Source organism: Ideonella flava (assembly GCF_051857595.1).
Lineage (GTDB): Bacteria > Pseudomonadota > Gammaproteobacteria > Burkholderiales > Burkholderiaceae_C > Ideonella.
Genome location: NZ_JBPZHD010000010.1, coordinates 335,208 through 355,478 on the forward strand (window position 1 = coordinate 335,208; position 20,271 = coordinate 355,478).

29 protein-coding genes are annotated in these 20,271 nt (G+C 68.3%); 5 read left to right on the top strand and 24 right to left on the bottom strand.

Going from position 1 to position 20,271, the window contains the following annotated elements; translation table 11 throughout:
- Positions 1-29 precede the first annotated feature (29 nt).
- Positions 30-626 (bottom strand): ubiquinol-cytochrome c reductase iron-sulfur subunit, encoded by a 597-nt coding sequence (petA, locus tag ACS5PM_RS22885; protein ID WP_439390012.1) that lies wholly within the window; start codon positions 624-626, stop codon positions 30-32.
- 262 nt (positions 627-888) lie between these two features.
- Between petA and mscL the strand changes: the two genes are divergently transcribed.
- The gene (mscL, locus tag ACS5PM_RS22890; RefSeq protein ID WP_439390013.1) at positions 889-1,320 is read left to right on the top strand and encodes a large conductance mechanosensitive channel protein MscL; all 432 of its coding nucleotides are present in this window, start codon (positions 889-891) and stop codon (positions 1,318-1,320) included.
- A gap of 4 nt (positions 1,321-1,324) precedes the next feature.
- On the opposite strand, the gene pdxA is transcribed toward mscL, so the two are convergent.
- A complete protein-coding gene (pdxA, locus tag ACS5PM_RS22895; RefSeq protein ID WP_439390014.1) occupies positions 1,325-2,356 on the bottom strand; it encodes a 4-hydroxythreonine-4-phosphate dehydrogenase PdxA in 1,032 nt (343 codons plus the stop codon).
- Positions 2,353-3,102, bottom strand: a complete 750-nt coding sequence (locus ACS5PM_RS22900) for a Nif3-like dinuclear metal center hexameric protein (protein ID WP_439390015.1) — start codon at positions 3,100-3,102, stop codon at positions 2,353-2,355. Before ACS5PM_RS22900 ends, pdxA begins: the two co-directional genes overlap by 4 nt.
- Before the next feature lie 24 nt (positions 3,103-3,126).
- Between ACS5PM_RS22900 and ACS5PM_RS22905 the strand changes: the two genes are divergently transcribed.
- A complete protein-coding gene (locus ACS5PM_RS22905; RefSeq protein WP_439390016.1) occupies positions 3,127-4,305 on the top strand; it encodes a S1C family serine protease in 1,179 nt (392 codons plus the stop codon).
- A 12-nt stretch (positions 4,306-4,317) separates the two neighbouring features.
- On the opposite strand, the gene tatC is transcribed toward ACS5PM_RS22905, so the two are convergent.
- The 14 genes from tatC to argB form a co-directional block, all read right to left on the bottom strand.
- The gene (tatC, locus tag ACS5PM_RS22910) at positions 4,318-5,088 is read right to left on the bottom strand and encodes a twin-arginine translocase subunit TatC (RefSeq protein WP_439390017.1); all 771 of its coding nucleotides are present in this window, start codon (positions 5,086-5,088) and stop codon (positions 4,318-4,320) included.
- Positions 5,089-5,161: 73 nt separating this feature from the next.
- On the bottom strand, positions 5,162-5,671 hold the full coding sequence (gene tatB / locus ACS5PM_RS22915) for a Sec-independent protein translocase protein TatB (protein ID WP_439390018.1): 510 nt from the start codon (positions 5,669-5,671) through the stop codon (positions 5,162-5,164).
- Between the two features lie 4 nt (positions 5,672-5,675).
- A complete protein-coding gene (gene tatA / locus ACS5PM_RS22920; RefSeq protein ID WP_439390019.1) occupies positions 5,676-5,921 on the bottom strand; it encodes a Sec-independent protein translocase subunit TatA in 246 nt (81 codons plus the stop codon).
- 80 nt (positions 5,922-6,001) lie between these two features.
- Positions 6,002-6,349 (bottom strand): histidine triad nucleotide-binding protein, encoded by a 348-nt coding sequence (locus ACS5PM_RS22925; protein ID WP_439390020.1) that lies wholly within the window; start codon positions 6,347-6,349, stop codon positions 6,002-6,004.
- Positions 6,350-6,365: 16 nt separating this feature from the next.
- Positions 6,366-6,740, bottom strand: a complete 375-nt coding sequence (locus ACS5PM_RS22930; protein WP_439390067.1) for a DUF4870 family protein — start codon at positions 6,738-6,740, stop codon at positions 6,366-6,368.
- Between the two features lie 5 nt (positions 6,741-6,745).
- Complete coding sequence (locus ACS5PM_RS22935) at positions 6,746-7,114, bottom strand: phosphoribosyl-ATP diphosphatase (RefSeq protein WP_439390021.1); 369 nt, start codon at positions 7,112-7,114, stop codon at positions 6,746-6,748.
- An 8-nt stretch (positions 7,115-7,122) separates the two neighbouring features.
- A complete protein-coding gene (hisI, locus tag ACS5PM_RS22940; RefSeq protein ID WP_439390022.1) occupies positions 7,123-7,518 on the bottom strand; it encodes a phosphoribosyl-AMP cyclohydrolase in 396 nt (131 codons plus the stop codon).
- A gap of 23 nt (positions 7,519-7,541) precedes the next feature.
- The gene (locus tag ACS5PM_RS22945) at positions 7,542-7,994 is read right to left on the bottom strand and encodes an NUDIX domain-containing protein (RefSeq protein ID WP_439390023.1); all 453 of its coding nucleotides are present in this window, start codon (positions 7,992-7,994) and stop codon (positions 7,542-7,544) included.
- Positions 7,991-8,875 carry an ATP-binding protein gene (locus ACS5PM_RS22950; RefSeq protein ID WP_439390024.1) on the bottom strand — a complete coding sequence of 295 codons (885 nt, stop codon included), beginning with the start codon at positions 8,873-8,875 and terminating at the stop codon, positions 7,991-7,993. Before ACS5PM_RS22950 ends, ACS5PM_RS22945 begins: the two co-directional genes overlap by 4 nt.
- 71 nt (positions 8,876-8,946) lie before the next feature.
- Entirely contained in the window at positions 8,947-9,600 is a 654-nt protein-coding gene (pdeM, locus tag ACS5PM_RS22955; RefSeq protein WP_439390025.1) for a ligase-associated DNA damage response endonuclease PdeM, read from the bottom strand.
- Positions 9,601-9,610: 10 nt separating this feature from the next.
- Complete coding sequence (gene slmA, locus ACS5PM_RS22960) at positions 9,611-10,288, bottom strand: nucleoid occlusion factor SlmA (protein ID WP_439390026.1); 678 nt, start codon at positions 10,286-10,288, stop codon at positions 9,611-9,613.
- Entirely contained in the window at positions 10,288-10,971 is a 684-nt protein-coding gene (locus tag ACS5PM_RS22965) for a pyrimidine 5'-nucleotidase (RefSeq protein WP_439390027.1), read from the bottom strand. The genes slmA and ACS5PM_RS22965 overlap by 1 nt, the downstream gene beginning before the upstream one ends.
- A complete protein-coding gene (locus tag ACS5PM_RS22970; RefSeq protein ID WP_439390068.1) occupies positions 10,964-11,878 on the bottom strand; it encodes a DMT family transporter in 915 nt (304 codons plus the stop codon). The genes ACS5PM_RS22965 and ACS5PM_RS22970 overlap by 8 nt, the downstream gene beginning before the upstream one ends.
- Positions 11,879-12,026: 148 nt before the next feature.
- Complete coding sequence (argB, locus tag ACS5PM_RS22975) at positions 12,027-12,935, bottom strand: acetylglutamate kinase (RefSeq protein WP_439390028.1); 909 nt, start codon at positions 12,933-12,935, stop codon at positions 12,027-12,029.
- 130 nt (positions 12,936-13,065) lie between these two features.
- Between argB and ACS5PM_RS22980 the strand changes: the two genes are divergently transcribed.
- The gene (locus ACS5PM_RS22980; protein ID WP_439390029.1) at positions 13,066-13,347 is read left to right on the top strand and encodes a copper-binding protein; all 282 of its coding nucleotides are present in this window, start codon (positions 13,066-13,068) and stop codon (positions 13,345-13,347) included.
- 27 nt (positions 13,348-13,374) lie between these two features.
- Here the strand turns inward: ACS5PM_RS22980 and orn are convergent, their stop codons facing one another.
- Positions 13,375-13,935, bottom strand: a complete 561-nt coding sequence (gene orn / locus ACS5PM_RS22985; RefSeq protein ID WP_439390030.1) for an oligoribonuclease — start codon at positions 13,933-13,935, stop codon at positions 13,375-13,377.
- 53 nt (positions 13,936-13,988) lie between these two features.
- Here orn and ACS5PM_RS22990 point away from each other — a divergent pair, with 53 nt between their 5' ends.
- Together ACS5PM_RS22990 and rsgA are read left to right on the top strand one after the other, a co-directional pair.
- Positions 13,989-15,251, top strand: coding sequence for a M48 family metallopeptidase (locus ACS5PM_RS22990; RefSeq protein ID WP_439390031.1), 1,263 nt, complete (start codon positions 13,989-13,991; stop codon positions 15,249-15,251).
- Complete coding sequence (rsgA, locus tag ACS5PM_RS22995) at positions 15,248-16,156, top strand: ribosome small subunit-dependent GTPase A (protein ID WP_439390032.1); 909 nt, start codon at positions 15,248-15,250, stop codon at positions 16,154-16,156. The genes ACS5PM_RS22990 and rsgA overlap by 4 nt, the downstream gene beginning before the upstream one ends.
- A 12-nt stretch (positions 16,157-16,168) precedes the next feature.
- Here the strand turns inward: rsgA and ACS5PM_RS23000 are convergent, their stop codons facing one another.
- The 6 genes from ACS5PM_RS23000 to rpsP form a co-directional block, all read right to left on the bottom strand.
- Positions 16,169-17,158 (bottom strand): CobD/CbiB family protein, encoded by a 990-nt coding sequence (locus tag ACS5PM_RS23000; RefSeq protein WP_439390033.1) that lies wholly within the window; start codon positions 17,156-17,158, stop codon positions 16,169-16,171.
- A gap of 32 nt (positions 17,159-17,190) precedes the next feature.
- Positions 17,191-17,925: a CoA pyrophosphatase gene (locus ACS5PM_RS23005; RefSeq protein WP_439390034.1), complete on the bottom strand. Its 735-nt coding sequence runs from the start codon at positions 17,923-17,925 to the stop codon at positions 17,191-17,193.
- Between the two features lie 115 nt (positions 17,926-18,040).
- Entirely contained in the window at positions 18,041-18,394 is a 354-nt protein-coding gene (gene rplS, locus ACS5PM_RS23010) for a 50S ribosomal protein L19 (protein ID WP_439390035.1), read from the bottom strand.
- 142 nt (positions 18,395-18,536) lie between these two features.
- Positions 18,537-19,292 (bottom strand): tRNA (guanosine(37)-N1)-methyltransferase TrmD, encoded by a 756-nt coding sequence (gene trmD / locus ACS5PM_RS23015; RefSeq protein WP_439390036.1) that lies wholly within the window; start codon positions 19,290-19,292, stop codon positions 18,537-18,539.
- 10 nt (positions 19,293-19,302) lie between these two features.
- Complete coding sequence (rimM, locus tag ACS5PM_RS23020) at positions 19,303-19,899, bottom strand: ribosome maturation factor RimM (protein ID WP_439390069.1); 597 nt, start codon at positions 19,897-19,899, stop codon at positions 19,303-19,305.
- A 52-nt stretch (positions 19,900-19,951) separates the two neighbouring features.
- Positions 19,952-20,206 carry a 30S ribosomal protein S16 gene (gene rpsP, locus ACS5PM_RS23025; protein ID WP_439390037.1) on the bottom strand — a complete coding sequence of 85 codons (255 nt, stop codon included), beginning with the start codon at positions 20,204-20,206 and terminating at the stop codon, positions 19,952-19,954.
- Between the last annotated feature and the right edge of the window lie 65 nt (positions 20,207-20,271).

Sequence of the window (20,271 nt, forward strand, 5' to 3'; positions counted from 1 at the left end):
CCTTTCTTGAGTCGGGTCGTGCCTAGGCCTCAGGCCTTCTTGTCTTCGCCGATCAGGATGCGGGAGTCCGACAGGTACATGTGCGGCGGCACCTCGAGGTTGTCTGGCGCGGGCTTGTTCTTGAACACGCGACCGGCCATGTCGAAGGTGGAGCCATGGCAGGGGCAGAGGAAGCCGCCCTTCCAGTCGTCCGGCAGCGAGGGTTGCGCGCCCGAGGCGAACTTGTCGCTCGGCGAGCAACCGAGGTGCGAACAGATGCCGACCACCACCAGGTACTCCGGCTTGATGGAGCGGGCCTCGTTCTTGGCGTAGGCAGGGATCGGATAAGCCTTGCGCTCGGACATCGGGTCGGCGAGCTGCGCATCGTTCTTCGGCAGCTCGGCGAGTTGCTCGGGCGTGCGGCGGACCACCCAGACCGGCTTGCCACGCCATTCCACAGTCATCTTCTCCCCCGGCTTCAGGGCGCTGATGTCGACCTCGACGGGCGCACCGGCGGCCTTCGCGCGCTCGGATGGCGCGAATGTGCTGACAAAGGGCACCGCCGCCGCCACTCCGCCCACGGCACCTGCGCAACTGGTGGTGATCAGCCACGTGCGCTTGCCTTGGTCCACCGCGTTATCACTCATGGGGGTCCTTTTTGGAGCTCTTGAAGACTGGGATGACGCCGCGATCAAGAGGGCTCGTCGGAACGATCCCATTTGCGATCGGGTCTCGGGCAATCCGGCATTTTAGCTGACAAGACACACTGCTTTACCGCTGCCCTGTGGCGCCGGGTGCACGGAGCCAACCCTGCATTGACACGGCACGTCAGGCGGCAATACTGCGGCCGGCACCGCCGCTCGACGCGCCCGGGCGGGTATCGATCCACCAACCAGAAGGAGTCTTCAGATGGGATTCGCGACCGAGTTCAAGGAATTCGCGATGAAGGGCAATGTCGTCGACCTCGCGGTCGGCGTCATCATCGGAGGGGCCTTCGGCAAGATCGTCGACTCGATGGTCGCCGACGTGATCATGCCGTTCGTCGGGCTGATCTTCGGCGGGCTGGACTTCTCCAACTACTTCATCCCCCTGGCAGGCCAGACGGCCACCACGCTGGCCGAGGCCAAGAAGGCAGGCGCCGTCTTCGCCTACGGCAGCTTCGTCACGGTGGCACTGAATTTCGCCATCCTGGCCTTCATCATTTTCGTGATGGTGAGCCAGATCAATCGCCTGAAGCGCCGCCAGGAGGAGCCCGCCCCGCCCGCCGCCGCTCCCGAGCCCCAGGACGTGACGCTGCTGCGCGAGATCCGCGACGCTATTCGCACACGGCCGAGCGCCTGATCCCTCACGCGGCGGCCAGCCGGCACGCCATGGCCGTGGCCGCCACCAGGCTGGAAGGATCCGCCCGACCCGTCCCGGCGATGTCGAAGGCCGTTCCGTGGTCCGGGCTGGTCCGCACGAAGGGCAGGCCCAGCGTGACGTTGACGCCGTGCTCCACCCCCAGGTACTTGACCGGGATCAGGCCGTGGTCGTGCGTCATGGCGACCACGAAATCGAACTCGCCGGGATGGCCGGCGGCGTGGCGGGCCCGCATGAAGACCGTGTCGGGTGCGTAAGGGCCGCTCGCGTCGATCCCCTCGTCGCGGGCGGCCTGGATGGCGGGCGCGATGATGCTCAGTTCCTCGTCCCCGAACAGGCCGCCCTCCCCGGCATGCGGATTCAACCCAGCCACGGCAATGCGCGGCGCGGCCAGGCCGAATCGGCGGCCGGCCTCGTGGGTGATTCGCAGGGTCTGCAGGATGCCCGGCGTGTCGAGCAGATCGATCGCCCGCCGCAGCGACACATGGATCGTCACCAGCACGACGCGCAGTTCCTCGTTGGCCAGCATCATCCGCACCGCGGGCGCTTGACCGAGGCCGGCGTGGCGCGCCGCCAGGGCCTGCAGCATCTCGGTGTGGCCGGGGAAGTCGACACCCGCGGCTGCCAGCGCCTCTTTGTGGATCGGCGCCGTGACGAGGGCACGCGCACGCCCCGCCAGCACTTGGGCCGTTGCGCATTCGATGCAGCGCGCGGCCGCGGCGCCAGCCGCCGGCGAGATCTGCCCCCAGGGCAGGCCTGACAGGCCAGCGGGCAGTCCTTCAGGCTGCCAGACCGGGAGGGCCCCCTCCGGCACCGCCGGAAGATCGATTGGTGAATCCAGCGCCGCGACGGGTCGGGTGATGCCGGTCGTCGCCAGCGCCCTTCGCATCACCTGCAGGTCGCCGCACACGACGGCTCCGCCCAACTGGCTTGACGCCCAGGCCTTGGCGATGATTTCCGGGCCTATGCCGCTGGGGTCGCCCATCGTCACCAACAGTGGTTGATCGATCATCCTCATGCGGGGTTCTCGATCTCGATGAAGCGGTGCTCGATGCCCAGCGAGCGGGCCAGGTGCCCGGCCACGGCCGGCGCGCCGTAGCGCTCCGTCGCGTGGTGGCCGCAGGCCAGGAAGGCGACGCCGGTTTCGCGCGCGAGGTGCGCCTGCGGCTCGGAGATCTCGCCGGTGAGATAGACGTCGGCGCCCGCGGCGATCGCGGATTCGAAGTAGCCCTGCGCCCCGCCGGTGCACCAGGCGATGCGGCGCAGGGGCCGGCCATCGCCTGGCACGGCCAACGGTGGGCGGAGCAGGCGTTGGGCGACCCGCTCCTGCAACTCCTTCAGTTCGATAGCCCCCCCCGCATGGCCGATGAAGCCCAGGTCCTGTTCGCCGAAGCGGCCATCGGCCTGCAGGCCCAGTTCGATCCCGAGGCGAGCGTTGTTGCCGAACTCGGGGTGCGCATCCAGTGGGAGGTGGTAGGCGAAGAGATTGATGCCGGCATCCATCAACCGCTCGACCCGCGCCTTGAGCCAGCCGGTCAGCCGGCCGTCCTGGCCGCGCCAGAACAGACCGTGGTGGACCAGGAGCATGTCGGCTCCGGCCTGCGCGGCAGCGTCGATCAGGGCCAGACTGGCGGTCACGCCGGAGACCACCTTGCGGATCTCCGCGCGGCCCTCCACCTGCAGACCGTTCGGCCCATAATCCTTGAACCGCTCCGGTGCCAGCAGTTGCTGAAGGAACGTCTCGACCTCGGCCCGTGCAGCCATCGGATACCCCACCTCTTGCACGCCATGCGCAGAATCTGGCTCGTATTTTCCCAGACGGTGACGGTCGCCGTCGCGCTGTTGTTCGTCGTCGGCACGTTCAAGCCGGAATGGCTGCAGCGCGGCCTGAGCCCGGGCAGCGTCCAGGTGCTGACCTCATCGCCCACGAGCAGCGTGCCGGTTTCGCTGGCCACCGGTGGGGTGCCCAACCAGCCCCTCGCATCAGCCGCCCGGCGGGCCGCGCCGGCAGTGGTCAGCGTCACGGCCAGCCGCGCTCCGGCATCCGCCGATCCGAGATCACAGGATCCGTGGTTTCGGTTCTTCTTCGGCCAGCACCCCGCCCGCCAGGAGCCGCAGGTCGGCCTGGGATCGGGCGTGATCGTCTCGCCGGAGGGATTCCTGCTGACCAACAACCACGTCATCGAGGGCGCGGACGACATCCAGGTGCGCCTGTCCGATGGCCGCGAGGCTCATGCGAAGCTGGTCGGAACGGACCCGGAAAGCGACGTGGCGGTCTTGAAGATCGAGCTCGATCGCCTGCCGACCGTCACGCTGGGCAACATCGAGCAGATGCAGATCGGCGACGCGGTGCTGGCCATCGGCAACCCGTTCAACGTGGGCCAGACGGTGACCTCGGGCATCGTGAGCGCCATGGGACGCAGCGGGCTGGGCTTGTCGACCTTCGAGAACTTCATCCAGACCGATGCCGCCATCAACCCGGGCAACTCGGGCGGCGCGCTGATCGACGTCAACGGCAACCTGATCGGCATCAACACGGCGATCTATTCGCGCAGCGGTGGAAGCATGGGCATAGGCTTCGCGATCCCGATCGACCTGGCCCGGCAGGTGATGGAAGGCCTCGTGACGGAAGGCCAGGTCACCCGGGGCTGGATCGGCGTTCAGCCACGCGACCTCGATCCGGAGTTTGCCCAGAGCTTCAAGCTGCCGGTGCATGAAGGCGTGCTGATCACCGGCGTGCTGCAGGATGGCCCCGCCAGCAGTGCCGGGATGAAGCCGGGTGACGTCGTCACCCGCATCGGGGACAAGCCGGTGCGCAACACCGCGCAGCTGATGAACGCCGTCGCGGCCCTCAAGCCGCGGTCAGAGACCCTCATCGGGGTGCAGCGCGGCGAGAAGGCCCTGGACCTGAAGGTGACGGTCGCTCAGCGGCCAAAGTCCTCGGCTCCTCAGCGCAACCCGGAGTAGGGCGGCTGCGACCTACTCGGCGGTCTCCGGCGCCTGGGTATGCCTGATGAATAGCCCCGCCGCCAGGATGCCGACTTCGTAGAGCAGGCACATCGGGATCGCCAGCGACAGCTGGGAGACAACATCCGGCGGCGTGATGACCGCCGAGACGATGAAAGCCACGACGATGAAGTAGCCGCGCCAGGCGCGCAGCTTCTCGACGCTGACCACACCCATGCGCGCCAGCACCACCACGACCACCGGCACCTCGAAGGCCACGCCGAAGGCGATGAACATCGAGAGCACGAAGCCCAGGTAGGCCTCGATGTCCGGCGCCGCCGTGATGCTCTTCGGCGCAAAGCTCTGGATGAACGCGAACACCTTGCCGAAGACGAAGAAGTAGCAGAACGCCACCCCCGCGAAGAACAGCAAGGTGCTGGAGACAACCAGCGGCAGCACCAGTCGCTTCTCGTGGCTGTACAGGCCTGGCGCCACGAAGGCCCAGAGCTGGTAGAGCACGACCGGCAGCGCGAGCATCAGGGCCGCCATCAGCGTGATCTTCAAGGGCACCAGGAAGGGCGAGATCACGTTCGTCGCGATCATCGTCGCGCCGTGGGGCAAGGTGGCAACCAGCGGCGCGGCCAGCATGTCGTACAGGCCCGCCGGCCCGGGATAGGCGGCCAGGATGCCGAATGCGATGCCCACGGCGATCAGCGCGCGCACCAGCCGGTCGCGCAGCTCGACGAGGTGGGAGACGAATGGCGCTTCGGTGCCTTCGAGCTCGTCCTTTGGCTCGGTGCTCATCGCAGCACCCCGGGGCGCGCTGCGGCCGGCCCCGCCCAGCGGGATGGAGCCTGCACGATGGTTCGGATACGGCTCATTTGGCGCCGCCCGTCGATCCGGGCGGCCGGAAGCGGGCCACCCGCGCCGCGCCCGACTGCACGTGACGGCGAACGCCTTCACGCTGCTTGTACCAGGCGGGGATGGCGGCACGCTTGAGGCGCCAGTTCTTGTGCGGGTGCTGGTAGGCCGGCGGCGCGGGCGTCCACGCGGTGCTGTTCTCGGTGGCGCCCGCCGCCAGGCCGGACCCGAGCGACCCGGCCGCGTCGTTCCAGCTCTGGGACAGGGCGTCGGAGGCCTGGTTGACCTCGTTGCGGACGCTTGTCTCCACGTCGCGCGCGGCCGTCTCGAACTGCGACTTCATCTTCTGCAGTTCTTCCAGTTCGATGGAGCGGTTGACCTCGGCCTTGACCTCAGCCACATAGCGCTGCGCCTTGCCGACAAGATGGCCGACCGTGCGCGCCACGCGCGGCAGCTTCTCGGGGCCGATGACGATCAGCGCGACCGCGCCGATGAGCGCGATCTTGTCGAATCCGAAGTCGATCAAGCGGTCAGACCTTGTTCTTCGCTTCGACGTCGACGGTGTTGCTGTCGACCGGCTTGCCGCCCGGGTTGCTGCTCACCTGCTGGGTCGGCGGCAGAGGCTCGCCCGATTCGGAGCCGCCCTTCACACCGTCCTTGAAACCCTTGACCGCGGAGCCGAGGTCGGAGCCGACGTTCTTCAGCTTCTTCGTGCCGAAGATCAGCACCACCACCAGCAACACGATCAGCCAATGCCAGATGCTGAACGATCCCATGACGTTTCTCCAAAAACCAACTGCGGATTGTAAGAGTGCGGGTCAGGCCGTGCAGTTCAACCCCCGCCGCTGTCTTGTCGTCAACCCTTGGCCCAGGGCCGCGGGCCGCCGATCACATGCATGTGGAGGTGATGCACCTCCTGCCCGCCGTCGCGGCCGGTGTTGATCACCTGACGGAAGCCGCCGGTGACGCCGGCCTCCGCCATGAGACGGGGCGCCAGCACCATCAGCTTGCCCATCAGCGCCCCGTCCTGCTCCGTCACGCTCTCCATCGAGGCGATGTGGCGCTTGGGCACGAGCAGCAGGTGCACGGGGGCCCAGGGATGGATGTCGTGGAAGGCGATGAGGTCGTCGTCCTCGTAGGCCTTTTTCGCCGGGATCTGGCCGGCGACGATCTTGCAGAAAATGCAGTTCGGATCGGTGCTCATCGGGAAGCTTCCTGAGTCAGACGGGCATCGGGCGGCGGTCGTTCAATGCCATCCAGCCGCGCGCAATGCGGTAGAGGAACCAGATCGAGATGCCGGTCCAGGCGATCCAGCCCGGCACGACCAGCAGGAACCACAGCGGCAGCGTCAGGATGTACAGCCCGCCGGCCCAGAGCACGCTGCGGATGCGCCAGCGGAAGTGGCTTTCCTGCCAGGAGCCCGCGGCCTCGGACTGTTTGACCAGGTCGAGGACGAACGCGATCACCAGCAGCAGGGTCGCGGCCTGTACCCCGGGCAGCACGGCGCCCACGGCCACCACGGCGTGCAGTGCGTAGCTCACGTGGCCGATGGTCCGCAGCGAGTCGTCCCGACCCGGGTCCAGTGTCGTGGTCACTTCGTTCACGGCTTTTCTCCTTGCTCGCGCTCCTGCGCCTTGCGGGCGGCGAATTCCTCCAGCCCCGACAAGCCCTCGCGCCGCTCGAGCTCGGCCAGCACGTCGGCCGGCGTGAGGCCGAACTGCGCCAGCGCGATCATCGAGTGGAACCAGAGGTCGGCGACCTCGTAGACGATCTTCTGCCGGTCGCCGTCCTTGGCCGCCATCACGGTCTCGGTGGCCTCCTCGCCGACCTTCTTCAGGATGGCATCGGTGCCCTTGTGGAACAGGCGCGCCACATAGCTCTTGTCGGGATCGCCCTGGCGACGCGACTCGATCACCTCCGCCAGGCGTTGCAGCGTGTCATTGGAGGAGGTGGCCAATGGACGGGTCATCGCGAGAGTCATTTCGTGTAGATCGTGGCGGGATCCTTCAGGACGGGGTCGACGGCCGTCCAGGCCGCGCCGCCCTCCAGCCGCTCGAAGAAGCAGCTGTGGCGCCCCGTATGGCAGGCGACGCCGGGTTCGTGCCCGAGCTGCGTCACCTTCAGCAGCACCACATCCTGGTCGCAATCGAGGCGGATCTCGTGCACCTTCTGCACGTGGCCGGACTCCTCGCCCTTGTGCCACAGCCGACCGCGCGAGCGGCTCCAGTACACGGCCTCGCCCGACTCCGCCGTGCGGGCCAGAGCCTCCCGGTTCATCCAGGCCAGCATCAGCACATCGCCGCTGCCTGCCTCCTGGGCGATCGCCGGCACGAGCCCGTCGCGATCCCAGCGCACATGATCCAGCCAATCCATCAGGGCAGTGTAGCCAAGCCCGCTCAGCCGGAATGCGTCGGGCCCTGGTGCCCACGCTCTTCGGCGAACCATTGCAGGACGGGGATCGTGCCCGGCAGGACCGGCCGACGCAGCACCGGCAGGCTCTCCCAGGCCATCGACTGGCGCTCGCGCATCTCGAAGGTCCCGGACCAGTCGTAGACCTTGCAGAAGTGCAGCCGGACCCGCGCGTGCGGGTAGTCCATCATCAGTTCCTGCCAGGGGTGGCTCTCACCGATGCTGATGCCGAGTTCCTCGTGCAGTTCGCGGGCCAGGGCGTCATGCACGGTCTCGCCCCGCTCGATCTTGCCGCCGGGGAACTCCCAGTAGCCGGCGTAGACCTTGCCTTCGGGGCGGGAGGTGAGAAGGAACCGGCCTTCCTGGCCGTCCGCATCCCGCTCGACCAGCACCCCGACCGCGACATCGACCGGCGTGCGCTCGTCTGTCACCGAGCTCATGCGCCCTGCCCCAAAGACAGGCGGCCGGCCAGGTCGCGGGCAAACTGGTGCGCGACGCGACCAGAGCGAGAACCACGCTCCAGCGCGAAGACCAGCGCTTCGGGACGCGCCGCTTCGATCTGGGCCTCGCCGAGCTGGTGGTGCTTCAGCCACTGGGCGACGATGGCGAGGTACTCCGCCTGGCTGAAGGGATAGAAGCTCACCCACAGCCCGAAGCGCTCGGACAGCGAAATCTTCTCTTCCACCACCTCGCCCGGATGGACCTCGCCATCCTCGGTGTGCTGGTAGCTCAGGTTTTCCTTCATGTACTCGGGCAGCAGGTGACGCCGGTTGCTGGTGGCGTAGATCAGCAGGTTGTCCGAGGCCTGGGCGACCGAGCCGTCGAGGATGGATTTCAGCGCCTTGTAGCCGGGCTCGCCCTCCTCGAAGCTCAGGTCGTCGCAAAAGACGATGAAGCGCTCCGGGCGGCCCGCGACCAGGTCCACGAGGTCCGGCAGGTCGACCAGGTCCGCCTTGTCGACTTCGATCAGGCGCAGGCCGCGCGGTGAGTATTCGTTCAGGCAGGCCTTGATCAACGAACTCTTGCCCGTCCCGCGCGCGCCGGTCAGCAGCACGTTGTTGGCGGCGGCGCCGGAGACGAATTGCTCGGTGTTGCGGGCCAGCCGCTCTTTCTGCGCGTCGATTTCCTTCAGGTCGCCCAGGCGGATGGTGGCCACGTGGCGAACGGGCTCCAACACCCCTGAGCCGGCGCGCTTGCGGTAGCGGAAGGCGATCGAGGCCGACCAGTCGGGCGCGGCCGGCGGGTGGGGCAGCACGGCTTCGAGCCGCGCGAGCACGCGCTCGGCCCGGGCCAGCAGCGCGTCGAGGGAAGAAACGTCCATGCACCGAGTGTAGTGAACCCCCGGCGGCGGACCGGTCGGCTCCTCATGCGCATGCCGCCGGACGGGAGGCTTCAGGGCAGTCGACGGACGGTCAGGCCGTCGGTGACGAAGCACAGGTCGTCCGGCTGCCTGCGCACTGTCGCCAGCCCGGTGAACTCGCCGAAGGCAGGGAGCACCAGAACGTTCTCTCGTGCGTGAAAGGCCGGCAGGCGAAGGCGGTCGAAGGTCCGCCCCCCCAAGGTCGCGCCGGGATGCAGATGCCCGGCCACGCTGGCCTGCCCAGGCCGCGGTGACGGATGGTGGCACAGCGACCACGGACCGCGACGCAGCGGTTCGTCGACCACCGCAATGCCCAGTTCGGTTGGCGGGTCGCCGGCCTGCCGGTCGTGGTTGCCGCGCACGAGGGTCAGGGCCAGGTCTTTTCGCAGCGCGCTCCACGCAGCGAAGGCGTCGATGCCAGGACCACCCCGCGAGCGCGCGGAATGGAGGAAGTCACCCAGGAAGACCACTTCGGCGGCGGCGAGCCGCTGCACCAGGGCACCGAGCCGCATGAGGTTCGCCTCGCTGGTGCCACCCGGCACCGGCACCCCGAGCCGCCGGAAGCTGTGGGCCTTGCCGAGGTGGAAATCGGCCACGAGCAGCACCCGCTTTTCCACCCAGAACGCGGCACGCTCAGGACACAGCAGGAGTTCACCGCCGCCCCAATGCAGGGCGAAATCCGCCATCGCGGACACCTCAGGTCAGCAGGCCCAGCGCGATGTCCAGGTGCTCGGTCGGGATGCGCTTGAAGCCCGAGCGGGCATAGCGCTGCAGGCGGCCGACGATGAAGGCGGTCAGCGCCGACGCCCGGCCGGTGGCATCCACCGTCGGCATCGTCGAGCCGGCATGGTCGGCGGCCTGGCGCAGGCTCTGTCGCAACTGCGACTCCACGCGGTCGAAGAACTGGTTCATGCGCGCGGACAGGCGTTCGTTCTCGAACACCAGCGCGTCACCCACCATCACGCGCGTCATGCCGGGGTTCTTCTCGCCGAACTGCAGCACCACCTGCGCGATGCGCTGGGCCTGCACCGAACCGTCGCTCTCGCGCTCGGTGATCTGGTTGACGAGCCCAAAGATGCTCGACTCGATGAATTCGATCAGCCCCTCGAACATCTGCGCCTTGCTGGCGAAGTGACGGTAGAGCGCCGCCTCGCTGACCTGCAGTTGCGCGGCCAGGGCGGCGGTGGTGATTCGCTCGGCGCCCGGCTGCTCGAGCATCGCCGCCAGTGTCTGAAGGATCTGCACCCGGCGCTCGCCGGGCTTGGGCCGCTTGCGCGCTGGCGACGGGGGCTCGCCCACCGGATCGGCGTCGCCAGCTTCGGGGCTCGGTGCCTCGGCCTGGGCCGCTTCGGTTTCTTCGGGCAGGTCAGGCATCACGGCACACGGCGCAACTGTTGGAGCGAGGCGATTCTGGCATACACGTAGGTCGGCCTCCGGTGCAGGTAAACACCAACTTCCGGGCCATGCACCGCCTGTTTTGCCCAGCGTTGCATCCACACCGTGCGCATGCCTACGGCATGTGCGGCCTTCTGGTGGATGAGCGTGTCCTCGACCAGCACGCAGCGGCGCGCGGGGACCCCCAGTCGCGCGGCCAGCGCCCTCAGCATGCGCGCATCGGGCTTCGGCCGCCACTGCCCGAACATCGTCATGCCTTCGATCCCCACGATGCCGTCGAAACAGCGCCGCAAGCCCAGCGCCCGCAACACGCGCTCGGCGTACGCGACGGGGGCGTTGGTCAGCACCAGCTTGCGACCGGGCAGGCGGCGCAGCGCCGCCGCGTCGTGCGGGTGGTGGCGCAAGCGCTGCTCCAGGCCCGGCAGCAGGTGCGTGTCATGCAGGAAATGCGCGGGCTGGATCCCATGGTGGCGAATCAGGCCCAGCAAGGTCGCGCCGTAGCGGCGCCAATACTGCACACGCAACGCTGCGGCCGCATCCGGATCCAGGGACAGCTCCCTGGCGATGTAGGCGGTCATCGCTTCGGTCAGGGGACCGAAGGCCGCGGCCGACGCGTCGTGCAGCGTGTTGTCGAGATCGAACAGCCAGACGCGCTCAGGCATGGACCGCTCCGGCAGCGGCCCGCCGTGCGTCACGCCGGCCGAGGGCCGCGATGCCGGCGATCATCAGCCCCGCGCCCAGCCATTGCGAAGCGCTCAGAGCCTGGCCGAGCAGGAGCGCGGCCAGCAGCACCGCCGTCAAGGGCTCGACCAGCGTCGCCACGGTCAGCGCAGTCGGGCTGAGGCGCGCGGCACCCCAGCTGAAAGCCAGCAGCGCCAACGCCGCCGTCACGAGGCCCAGGTACAGCAGCCAGGCCTCGGGCGGCGCATCGCCGGGCCACGCCAGCGGCGCGTAGACAGCACTCAAGCCCATCACCGCTGCCGCCACCACGGTCAGGCCCATGGTCGCCGGGCCGGCGCCCAGGGCCTGCGACAGCCGGCCGCTGACCAGCGTGAAGCCGGCGTAGAGCACCGCCGAAGCGATGGAGAAGAGCACGCCCGCCAGCACGGTGCCGGCCGGCGCATCCGCGGCAGGCCCCCCTTCGCGAAGGACGACCAGCGCGGTGCCGGCCAGTGCGGCCGCAAGCGTCATGGCCAGCGGTGCGTCCATCCGCTCGCGGCCGCGAGCCACGCCCACCAGGGTCACCAGCACCGGGGGCAGGCACAGCGCTATCAGCGTAGGGACCGCCGCGCCGATACGCGCGATGCCGAGGAACCAGCACAGCACGTACAGGGCCATGCACGCCCCCGCACCGACGAGCGCCAGCCCTTGCGCACGCATGCGAGGCCACACGGAAGGCCGTGCGAACAAGGCCATCAGCAGCACGCCTCCGACCACGAATCGCCAGAAGGAAATGCTCTCGGGCCGCAGCCCGTAGCGCGCGATCAGCAGGTTGACCACCAGCGCGCCGGTGCCCCAGAGGAAGCCGGCGCCGCAGGCGGCCGCCATGCCGGCGCCCGAGGGATGCATGATCACCGAAATGCTCGTGACGCTGGTTGGAGAGGGGCGCGTAGCAAGGGCACGCGCAAACCAAGCAGCCGTTGCGGAGCCGGCTTTGCCGGTCCGCTGGCGGCGTCCTCTTGAGGGGGAGTGCCGAAGGCGCTCCGGGGGTGGGTCATCAATGCGATCGGATCATGGTGCCGTAGGCCTGGTCCGTCAGGATCTCCAGCAGCATGGAGTGCGGCACGCGGCCGTCGATGATGTGCACGGCGTTCACGCCGCTCTTGGCGGCATCGAGGGCGCCGGCGATCTTGGGCAGCATGCCGCCGGAAATGGTCCCATCGGCGAAGAGCTCGTCGATGCGGCGCGCGGTCAGGTCGGTCAACAGCTGGCCCTGCTTGTCGAGCACGCCGGTGATGTTGGTCAGCATCACGAGCTTCTCGGCCTTGAGCACGGTCGCGAGCTTGGCGGCCACCACGTCGGCGTTGATGTTGTAGCTCTCGTTGGCCTCGCCGAAGCCGATCGGGCTGATGACCGGGATGAACTGGTCGTCCTGCAGCGCCTTGACGACGCTCGGGTCGATCGACTCGATCTCGCCGACCTGGCCGACATCGTGCTCCTTGCTCGGATCGTCCTTGTCGACCATCTTCAGCTTGCGCGCGCGGATCATCCCGCCGTCCCGGCCGGTCAGGCCGACGGCCTTGCCGCCAGCGGCGTTGATGAGGCCGACGATGTCCTGCTGCACCTCGCCGCCGAGCACCCACTCGACGACCTCCATCGTCTCCTCGTCGGTCACCCGCATGCCCTGGATGAAGGTGCCCTTCTTGCCCAGGCGGGAAAGCGCCTCGTCGATCTGCGGCCCGCCGCCGTGCACCACCACCGGGTTCATCCCCACCAGCTTGAGCAGCACCACGTCTTCGGCGAAATCCTGCTGCAGGCCGGGATCGGTCATGGCATTGCCGCCGTACTTGATGACCAGCGTCTTGCCGTGAAACTTGCGGATGTACGGCAGCGCCTGGGCCAGGATCTCGGCCTTTTCGCGCGGCTGGATGTGGTCGACGTTGGCAGGCGCGGAAACGTGTGTCATGGCGGGCTGGAGGAAGTGACGGGAATAATGGGCAACCGGACGCATTCTAGGGAAGCCCCCCCACTCGCCGCGTGTCATCCGGCCGCCCGGTTCGAGGGTTGTAGGGTCGTCACCTCAGGAGTTTCTTGCCATGAACTGGATCGCCGCCATTGCCGCTGCCGCCCTCGTCGGTGGGCTGGCCGCCACCTCGGCCCAGGCGGCCGACGGCGAGGTGCGCAAGATCGATCGCGCCCAGGCCAAGGTCACCATCGCCGGGGGCGAGGTGAAGAACCTCGACATGCCGGCCATGACCATGGTCTACCGGGCCAAGCCCGTCACGCTGCTGGATGGCCTGGCGGTCGGGGACCGCATCGAATTCACCGCCGACAAGGTCGACGGTCAGTACGTCGTGACGGCGATCAAGAAGAAGTAGTCAGCCCGAGGCCTGGCTCACAGGGCCTCAGACGTTCAACAGCTGCGCACGGTAGTGCAGCAGTTCGTCGATCGACTCGTGGATGTCCGCCAGCGCGGTGTGGGCCTGAGCCTTCTTGAAGCCTTCCAGGGCGGATGGCTTCCAGCGACGCGCCAGCTCCTTCAAGGTGCTGACATCCAGGTTGCGGTAGTGGAAGAAGGCTTCCAGCCCGGCCATGTAGCGGGCCAGGAAGCGCCTGTCCTGGCAGATCGAGTTGCCGCACATCGGGCTCTTGCGCACCGGCACGTAGGCCGCCAGGAACTCGATCACCCGGGCCTCCGCCTCGGCCTCGTCGATCTCCGATGCCTTGACCCGGTCGATCAGGCCGCTGCGGCCGTGCGTGCCCTTGTTCCAGGCGTCCATGCCGTCGAGGACGGCGTCGGTCTGGTGGATGGCGAAGACCGGCCCTTCGACGCGCACCGTCAGAAGCGGATCGGTGACGACCACGGCGATTTCGATGATGCGGTCGCTGTCCGGCTTCAACCCGGTCATCTCCAGGTCGATCCAGATCAGGTTGTGCTCGTTCTTCTGCAGCATCGTGGCGCTCATGGTTCGTCCCGCTTGGATGAGCCGGCGATTGTCCAACAACTACACTCGCGCCCATGCAGCCGTTGACCGTCTCCTTGTCGCTCGTGGCGGCACTCATCGCCTCGCAGGCGGTCAAGTTCTGGCTCGCCGGGCGACAGGCCCGCAGCGTCCGCCTGCACCGCAACGCCGTCCCCGCACCCTTCGACGCCACCATGGCGCTGGAAGCGCACCAGCGTGCCGCCGACTACACGATGGCCCGTCTGCGCTTCGGCATGCTGGCCGACACGCTGGCCGCCGTGCTGCTGCTTGCGTGGACATTGCTCGGAGGCCTGGACGCACTGAACAGTCTGGTGCGCGACGCCGTGCAGCCGCGCTGGGGCGACCTCGCCTACCAGTTGCTGCTGTTCGGAGCCTTCGCGCTGATCAGCGGTCTGGTGGACCTTCCCCTGGAGCTGTACCGCGTCTTCCGGCTCGAGCAGCGGTTCGGCTTCAACCGCATGACCTTGCCGCTGTTCTTCAGCGACATGGCCAAGGGCACGGTGCTCGCGGTGGCCATCGGAGCGCCGATGCTGGCCGCCGTGCTGTGGGTGATGCACACCGCCGGGACCGCGTGGTGGTTGTGGGCGTGGGTGCTGTGGGTCGGGTTCGTGCTGCTGATGCAGGTGATCTTCCCGACCTGGATCGCGCCCTGGTTCAATCGCTTCGAGCCCCTGGGCGACAGTGCGCTGGTGGAGCGGGTGGAAAGCCTGATGGCTCGCTGCGGCTTCACGGCAAAAGGCCTGTTCGTGATGGACGGCAGCCGCCGCTCCAGCCACGTCAACGCCTATTTCGGCGGACTCGGCCGCGCCAAGCGCGTCGTGCTGTTCGACACCCTGCTGTCGCGCCTGGCCGGTCGCGAGGTCGAGGCGGTGCTGGCCCACGAGCTGGGTCACTTCCACCACAAGCACGTGCTGGTGATGACGTTGCGCTCCTTCGCGGTCGGGCTCGTCGCGCTGGCGCTGCTGGGGTGGCTGGCCCGGCAGCCTGCGTTCTACGTGGGCCTCGGTGTCGCACCGAATCTGCAGGCGCCCAACGACGCGCTCGCGCTGCTGCTGTTCATGCTGGCCGCGCCGTCTTTCCTCTTCTTCGCCTCACCGTTGTCGGCGCGCTGGTCGCGCAAGGCCGAGTTCGAGGCAGATGCCTATGCGCGCGCACAGACCGACGGAGCCGACCTGGCTTCGGCGCTGCTCAAGTTGCACGAGGACAACGGCAGCACGCTGACGCCCGATCCGGTGTACGCCCGCTTCTACTACTCGCACCCGCCGGCCAGCGAACGGCTGGCGGCGCTGAAGACTTGAAGCACTCAGACCTCGACACCGGGCTGGTGGTCGGCGCCCACGGTCGCCACGTGGTGATCGAGACGCCGGAAGGCGTGCGGATCATCGCCCACCCCAGGGGCAAGAAGAATCTGGCCGTCGTGGGCGACCGTGTCCGCTGGCAGTCGGCCGGGGACGAGGCCGTGATCGAGGCACTCGACCCGCGGCGCAACCTGCTGATGCGGCAGGACGAATGGCGCAGCAAGTCCTTTGCCGCCAACATCGACCAGTTGCTGGTCGTGCTGTCCGGCGAACCGATGTTCAGCGAAGGCCAGCTGACCCGGGCGCTGATCGCCGCCGAGGATGCCGGCATCGCCAGCGCCTTGCTGCTGAACAAGACCGACCTTCCCGCGGCCGCGGAAGCGCGAGAGCGGCTGGCCCCGTACCGCGCGATGGGCATCCCCGTGATCGAGACCTCGCTGGCCCGCGTGCCTGAAGCTGCACGTGCCGCGCTGGTTCCTCGGTTCGCCGGGCGGACGACCCTGGTGCTGGGTGCCAGCGGAATGGGCAAGAGCACGCTGATCAACCTGATGGTGCCGCGCGCCGATGCCCAGGTGGGCGAGATCTCGCAGGCCCTCTCGGCAGGCCGCCACACCACGACCACGACCACCTGGTACTGGCTCGACGAAGCCCGAAGCGGCGCCTTGCTCGACTCTCCCGGTTTCCAGGAATTCGGCCTGATGCACATAGCGCCACAGCGCCTGGCCGAGCTCATGCCCGACCTGCGGGCCCATCTCGGCCAATGCCGGTTCTACAACTGCACCCATCGCCACGAACCCGGCTGCGGCGTGCGTGCCGCCGCCGATCGTGGCGAGATCTCGCCGAACCGGATGAGGCTGTACGAAGGCTTGTGGGACGAGCTGGACGCCGGTCAGCGCAAGGGCTGATCGATCGGCGGTCTATCCGAGCAGGTTGGCGAGCTTCAGCAGGGCCAGCAACAACATCCACAGCACCATCGAGCGCCAGACCAGGCCGACCACGCTGCCGAGGTGGCCAAGCTGGGGCGGTATCCCGGGGGTCGAGCCCGCGGCCTCGGCCGCTTCGGCATCCCCGCCCTGCGCAAAGGTCTTGGAGCGATCGGGCGTCACGCCAGGTGCGGCACCGCCACCCAGCTGCACGCCCACTGCACCCGCCGCGGCCGCCAGGATGATCCCCTCGTTCGCATGCCGCCAGAGCTCCGCGTCGCGGCGCCACCCGGCGACCGCCTCCTCGAAATTGCCTACGACCGCGAAGCCGAAGGCCGTCAGGCGGGCGGGCACGTGGTCGATGAGGCTGAAGGCGCGCTGGGACAGGTCGCGCAGATTCTCGTTCACGGCCACGCCGAGCGTACGGCTCTTGAATGCCCAGTACCGGCTCGCGAACTCGGCCATCCGGTACAAGACCGCGCCCGCCGGGCCGAGACCGACGGCGGCCAGGATGACGTAGCAGAAGAAGACGCCGAAGACGTGGCGGTGCGCGGCCAGCAGCGCATGCTCCAGCACGTGGCGCAGCAGCTCGTTGCGCGGCAGCTCGCTGGCGTCGAGATGCCGCCATTCCGCGAGCAGCCGGCGCGCCTGGTCCTCGTCGCCTCGCTCCAGCGCCTCGCGGATGTCGGTGAAGTAGTGGCTGAACTGACGGAACCCCAGCGTGAGGTAGACGACTGCGACGTCGAACACGAGGGCAGCGATGACGCTGAAATGGGCGATGGCCGCATGCACGCCCCAGCTGGCGAGTGCGGGAACGATGACGGTCACGAACCACACCACCTTGGCGTGGTGCGGCTTTCCGGCGTCGAAATTGCGGCCAGTCCAGCCTACCCAGTCGGCCAGCGAATCGTGCACCCAGTTGTCGCGCGGCAGCGGCTTGACCTGCTCGATCAGCAGCGCGAAGAGAACAGCGAAGAAACTCATCGACGCCGATGATAACGACCGGGTGACGCGCCTCAGTCCGTGGACAGCAAGTGGTAGAGGTTGCGCAGCATCGAGGCGGTCGCGCCCCAGATGAAGTATTCGCGTGGATCTCCGTGCCCCGGTCGCCACGGCATCGACAGGAAGCGACGCGTGGCGCCGCCGAACGCGAACTCGTGGTGCTGGTGATGGGCCGGATCCATCAGGTAGCGCAGCGGCACCTCGAAGGCCTCGGCGACCTCGAAGTCGTCGAGGTCGAGCGTGTAATCCGGCCGCACGAGCGCGACGACCGGCGTCACGACAAAGCGCGTCACCGTGGTGTAGGTCGGCAGGTGGCCGATCACATCCACCTGGTGGTGCAAAAGGCCGACCTCTTCTTCGGCCTCGCGCAAGGCGGTGGCGACTGCGTCGGCATCGCTGGGCTCCGCCCGGCCGCCAGGAAAGCTGATCTGGCCGGCGTGGTCGTGCAGATGGTCGGTGCGACGCGTCAGCAGAACGTGCAGTTCGTTGGGCCGCTGGACCAGGGGCACCAGCACCGAGGCGGCCGTGGCGGGACGATCACCGAACCATTCGGGGCGAGCCCCGTCGCCACTGATGGGGGCTTGCCAGCCGTCCACGCGGGCCAGGCGGGCGCGAAGTGCTTCGGGCACCAGTCGTTCGTCCGGGATGGCGGGCAGGTGGCCATCATGGCCCACCACCGGAACCAGGTGCGGATCCCGGATGGGAGGGCGGCTGGGCCGTTGAGCAGAGGTGGAGGCGTCGGCGGGCATGGCGGTCGAGCTTACGCCAGACGACAAAAAGCCGCCCTCCGGGGCGGCTCCTGGTGGCGGCGTCAGCTCGCAAGCTACACGCGACCCGCTGGTCAGCAGCGGGATGACCCGAAGGTCAGGCCAGCTTTTCCTTGATGCGGGCCGACTTGCCCGAACGCTCGCGCAGGTAGTACAGCTTGGCACGGCGCACGTCACCACGGCGCTTGACTTCGATCGAGGCGATCAGCGGGCTGTAGAGCTGGAAGGTCCGCTCGACGCCTTCGCCGCTGGAGATCTTGCGCACGATGAAGCTGGAGTTCAGGCCACGGTTGCGCTTGGCGATCACCACGCCTTCGTAGGCCTGCACGCGCTTGCGGGTGCCTTCGACGACGTTGACGTTGACGATGACCGTGTCGCCGGGCGCGAAGGCCGGGATGGTCTTGTTCAGGCGAGCAATTTCTTCTTGCTCGAGGGTACGGATCAGGTCCACGGGGTTCTCCGAATGGGATCGTGCCGGCGCTTGAGTGGCGTCGATGGGCTCCTGGTTCGTCAGCTCATGCATGCATGAGCTGATCGACCTGCCCTTCTTGCCCGGCAGAGGATCGAAAAGCCTGCCATTATAGCCGAAGGGCTCAGGCGGGCGGCAACTGCGCCAGGTACCGCTCGTCCGCGGAGCTCAACCTGCCGGCCGCACGGGCCGCGGCTATCAGGTCCGGTCGCCTGCGGGCCGTCAGGGCCAGCGATTGCTCGCGCCTCCAGCGTGCGATGGCCGCGTGATGACCCGAAAGCAGCACCGGCGGCACCGGCAGCGGGCCGTCCGCCGTGTCCAGCACCTCGGGACGGCTGAAGTGCGGGCAGTCCAGCAGGCCGTCCTCGAAGCTGTCCTGCTCGTGCGAGCGCGGGTCGGCCAGGACGCCGGGCTGCAACCGGGCGATGCCGTCCAGCAACGCGAGCGCCGGCAGCTCGCCGCCCGAAAGCACGAAGTCGCCCAGGCTCAGCTCCAGGTCGACGTGGCGGTCCAGGAAGCGCTGGTCGACGCCCTCGTAGCGGCCGCACAGCAGCACGGCCCCCGGCCCGGAGGCCATCTCGCGCAACAACGCCTGGTCGATGCGGCGACCGGTGGGGCTGAAATGGACGAGCGGCGCTCCATCGGCGCGCTGCCCGCGAACGGCGGCCAGCGCACGCTCCAGCGGCTCGGCCAGCATCACCATGCCGGGACCTCCGCCGAAAGGTCGATCGTCGACCCGGCGGTAGTTGCCCTCGGCATGGTCGCGCAGCGGCCACAGGTGCACGTCGACCTGGCCGGATTCGAAGGCGCGGCGGGTCACGCCCTGCGCCAGGAAGGGCGCGAACAGTTCGGGAAACAGGGTGATGACGTCGAAGCGCACGGCCCTGGCGTCAGTAATCCAGGCCCCAATCGACGGTGATGCGCCGTCCGGCCAGGTCCACCTGGTCGACGTAGGCGTCGACGAACGGGATCAGCCGCTCCGCCTCGTCGGCCTTGGCGTCGGGCGCCGCATCCGGCCGCTGCACGCGCAGCACACAGTGGGCACCGGTGTCCAGCAGGTCGGCGACGGTGCCGAGCAGCACGCCTTCGCGATTGACCACCGACAGGCCGATCAGGTCGATCCAGTAGTACTCCCCGTCCTTGGCGGTCGGGAAGCTCTGGCGGGAGACAAACACGCGGGCGCCCTTGAGCGCCTCGGCGGCGTTGCGGTCCGGGACCTCCTGGGCGCGCGCCACGACGAGGGCGCCTTGCTCGCGCGCCTGCGTGATCTTGAGCAGGCGGGGCAGCCGGGCAGCCACGGCGCCTGGCTTCGGTCCCGCGACTTCGGGCACCTTGAGGAACCAGCGGCGGGACGAAAACAGCGCCTGGGGCTCGGCAGAGAAGGGTTGGACCTTGAAGCCGCCCTGGAGCCCCCAGGCGTCGACGATGCGGCCGACCTCGACCGCATCGTCGGGCCAGGCCGGGACGTCGTCGTGGTCAGCGGTCATGACGACCAGACTGCCCGTGGACAAGACGTGCTCCGGCGGCCCTGGCGCAGCCTCAGGCGGCCGCCTTGGCCTTGGCCGTCTCGACCAGGCGCCGAACGGTGGGCGACAGTTGCGCACCGACGCCGGACCAGTAGGTCACGCGGTCTTGCGCCACTCGCAGGCCCTCTTCGCCCTCGCCGGCCATCGGGTTGTAGAAACCGACGCGCTCGATGAAGCGGCCATCACGGCGCTCGCGCGAATCGGCCACGACGATGTTGTAGAACGGGCGCTTCTTGGCGCCACCACGAGAAAGACGAATCACGACCATTTGTCGTTCCTTGGATGTTGTGCGACCACCGGACCTCGGGAGACACACCGAAGCCGGCCGGCCTG

Coding starts and splice junctions, on each gene's coding strand:
- pdeM (WP_439390025.1), bottom strand. CDS start 9,600: ATGGCGGATTTCGCCCTGCATTGGGGCGGCGGTGAACTCCTGCTGTGT.
- petA (WP_439390012.1), bottom strand. CDS start 626: ATGAGTGATAACGCGGTGGACCAAGGCAAGCGCACGTGGCTGATCACC.
- ACS5PM_RS22980 (WP_439390029.1), top strand. CDS start 13,066: ATGAACTGGATCGCCGCCATTGCCGCTGCCGCCCTCGTCGGTGGGCTG.
- ACS5PM_RS23005 (WP_439390034.1), bottom strand. CDS start 17,925: ATGCCCGCCGACGCCTCCACCTCTGCTCAACGGCCCAGCCGCCCTCCC.
- tatC (WP_439390017.1), bottom strand. CDS start 5,088: ATGAGCACCGAGCCAAAGGACGAGCTCGAAGGCACCGAAGCGCCATTC.
- ACS5PM_RS22990 (WP_439390031.1), top strand. CDS start 13,989: ATGCAGCCGTTGACCGTCTCCTTGTCGCTCGTGGCGGCACTCATCGCC.
- ACS5PM_RS22905 (WP_439390016.1), top strand. CDS start 3,127: ATGCGCAGAATCTGGCTCGTATTTTCCCAGACGGTGACGGTCGCCGTC.
- ACS5PM_RS22935 (WP_439390021.1), bottom strand. CDS start 7,114: ATGACCCGTCCATTGGCCACCTCCTCCAATGACACGCTGCAACGCCTG.
- orn (WP_439390030.1), bottom strand. CDS start 13,935: ATGAGCGCCACGATGCTGCAGAAGAACGAGCACAACCTGATCTGGATC.
- slmA (WP_439390026.1), bottom strand. CDS start 10,288: ATGCCTGACCTGCCCGAAGAAACCGAAGCGGCCCAGGCCGAGGCACCG.
- rpsP (WP_439390037.1), bottom strand. CDS start 20,206: ATGGTCGTGATTCGTCTTTCTCGTGGTGGCGCCAAGAAGCGCCCGTTC.
- hisI (WP_439390022.1), bottom strand. CDS start 7,518: ATGGATTGGCTGGATCATGTGCGCTGGGATCGCGACGGGCTCGTGCCG.
- pdxA (WP_439390014.1), bottom strand. CDS start 2,356: ATGAGGATGATCGATCAACCACTGTTGGTGACGATGGGCGACCCCAGC.
- ACS5PM_RS22945 (WP_439390023.1), bottom strand. CDS start 7,994: ATGAGCTCGGTGACAGACGAGCGCACGCCGGTCGATGTCGCGGTCGGG.
- ACS5PM_RS22950 (WP_439390024.1), bottom strand. CDS start 8,875: ATGGACGTTTCTTCCCTCGACGCGCTGCTGGCCCGGGCCGAGCGCGTG.
- ACS5PM_RS22900 (WP_439390015.1), bottom strand. CDS start 3,102: ATGGCTGCACGGGCCGAGGTCGAGACGTTCCTTCAGCAACTGCTGGCA.
- ACS5PM_RS22965 (WP_439390027.1), bottom strand. CDS start 10,971: ATGCCTGAGCGCGTCTGGCTGTTCGATCTCGACAACACGCTGCACGAC.
- ACS5PM_RS22925 (WP_439390020.1), bottom strand. CDS start 6,349: ATGAGCACCGATCCGAACTGCATTTTCTGCAAGATCGTCGCCGGCCAG.
- mscL (WP_439390013.1), top strand. CDS start 889: ATGGGATTCGCGACCGAGTTCAAGGAATTCGCGATGAAGGGCAATGTC.
- ACS5PM_RS22970 (WP_439390068.1), bottom strand. CDS start 11,878: ATGCATCCCTCGGGCGCCGGCATGGCGGCCGCCTGCGGCGCCGGCTTC.
- tatA (WP_439390019.1), bottom strand. CDS start 5,921: ATGGGATCGTTCAGCATCTGGCATTGGCTGATCGTGTTGCTGGTGGTG.
- rimM (WP_439390069.1), bottom strand. CDS start 19,899: ATGACCGCTGACCACGACGACGTCCCGGCCTGGCCCGACGATGCGGTC.
- ACS5PM_RS23000 (WP_439390033.1), bottom strand. CDS start 17,158: ATGAGTTTCTTCGCTGTTCTCTTCGCGCTGCTGATCGAGCAGGTCAAG.
- argB (WP_439390028.1), bottom strand. CDS start 12,935: ATGACACACGTTTCCGCGCCTGCCAACGTCGACCACATCCAGCCGCGC.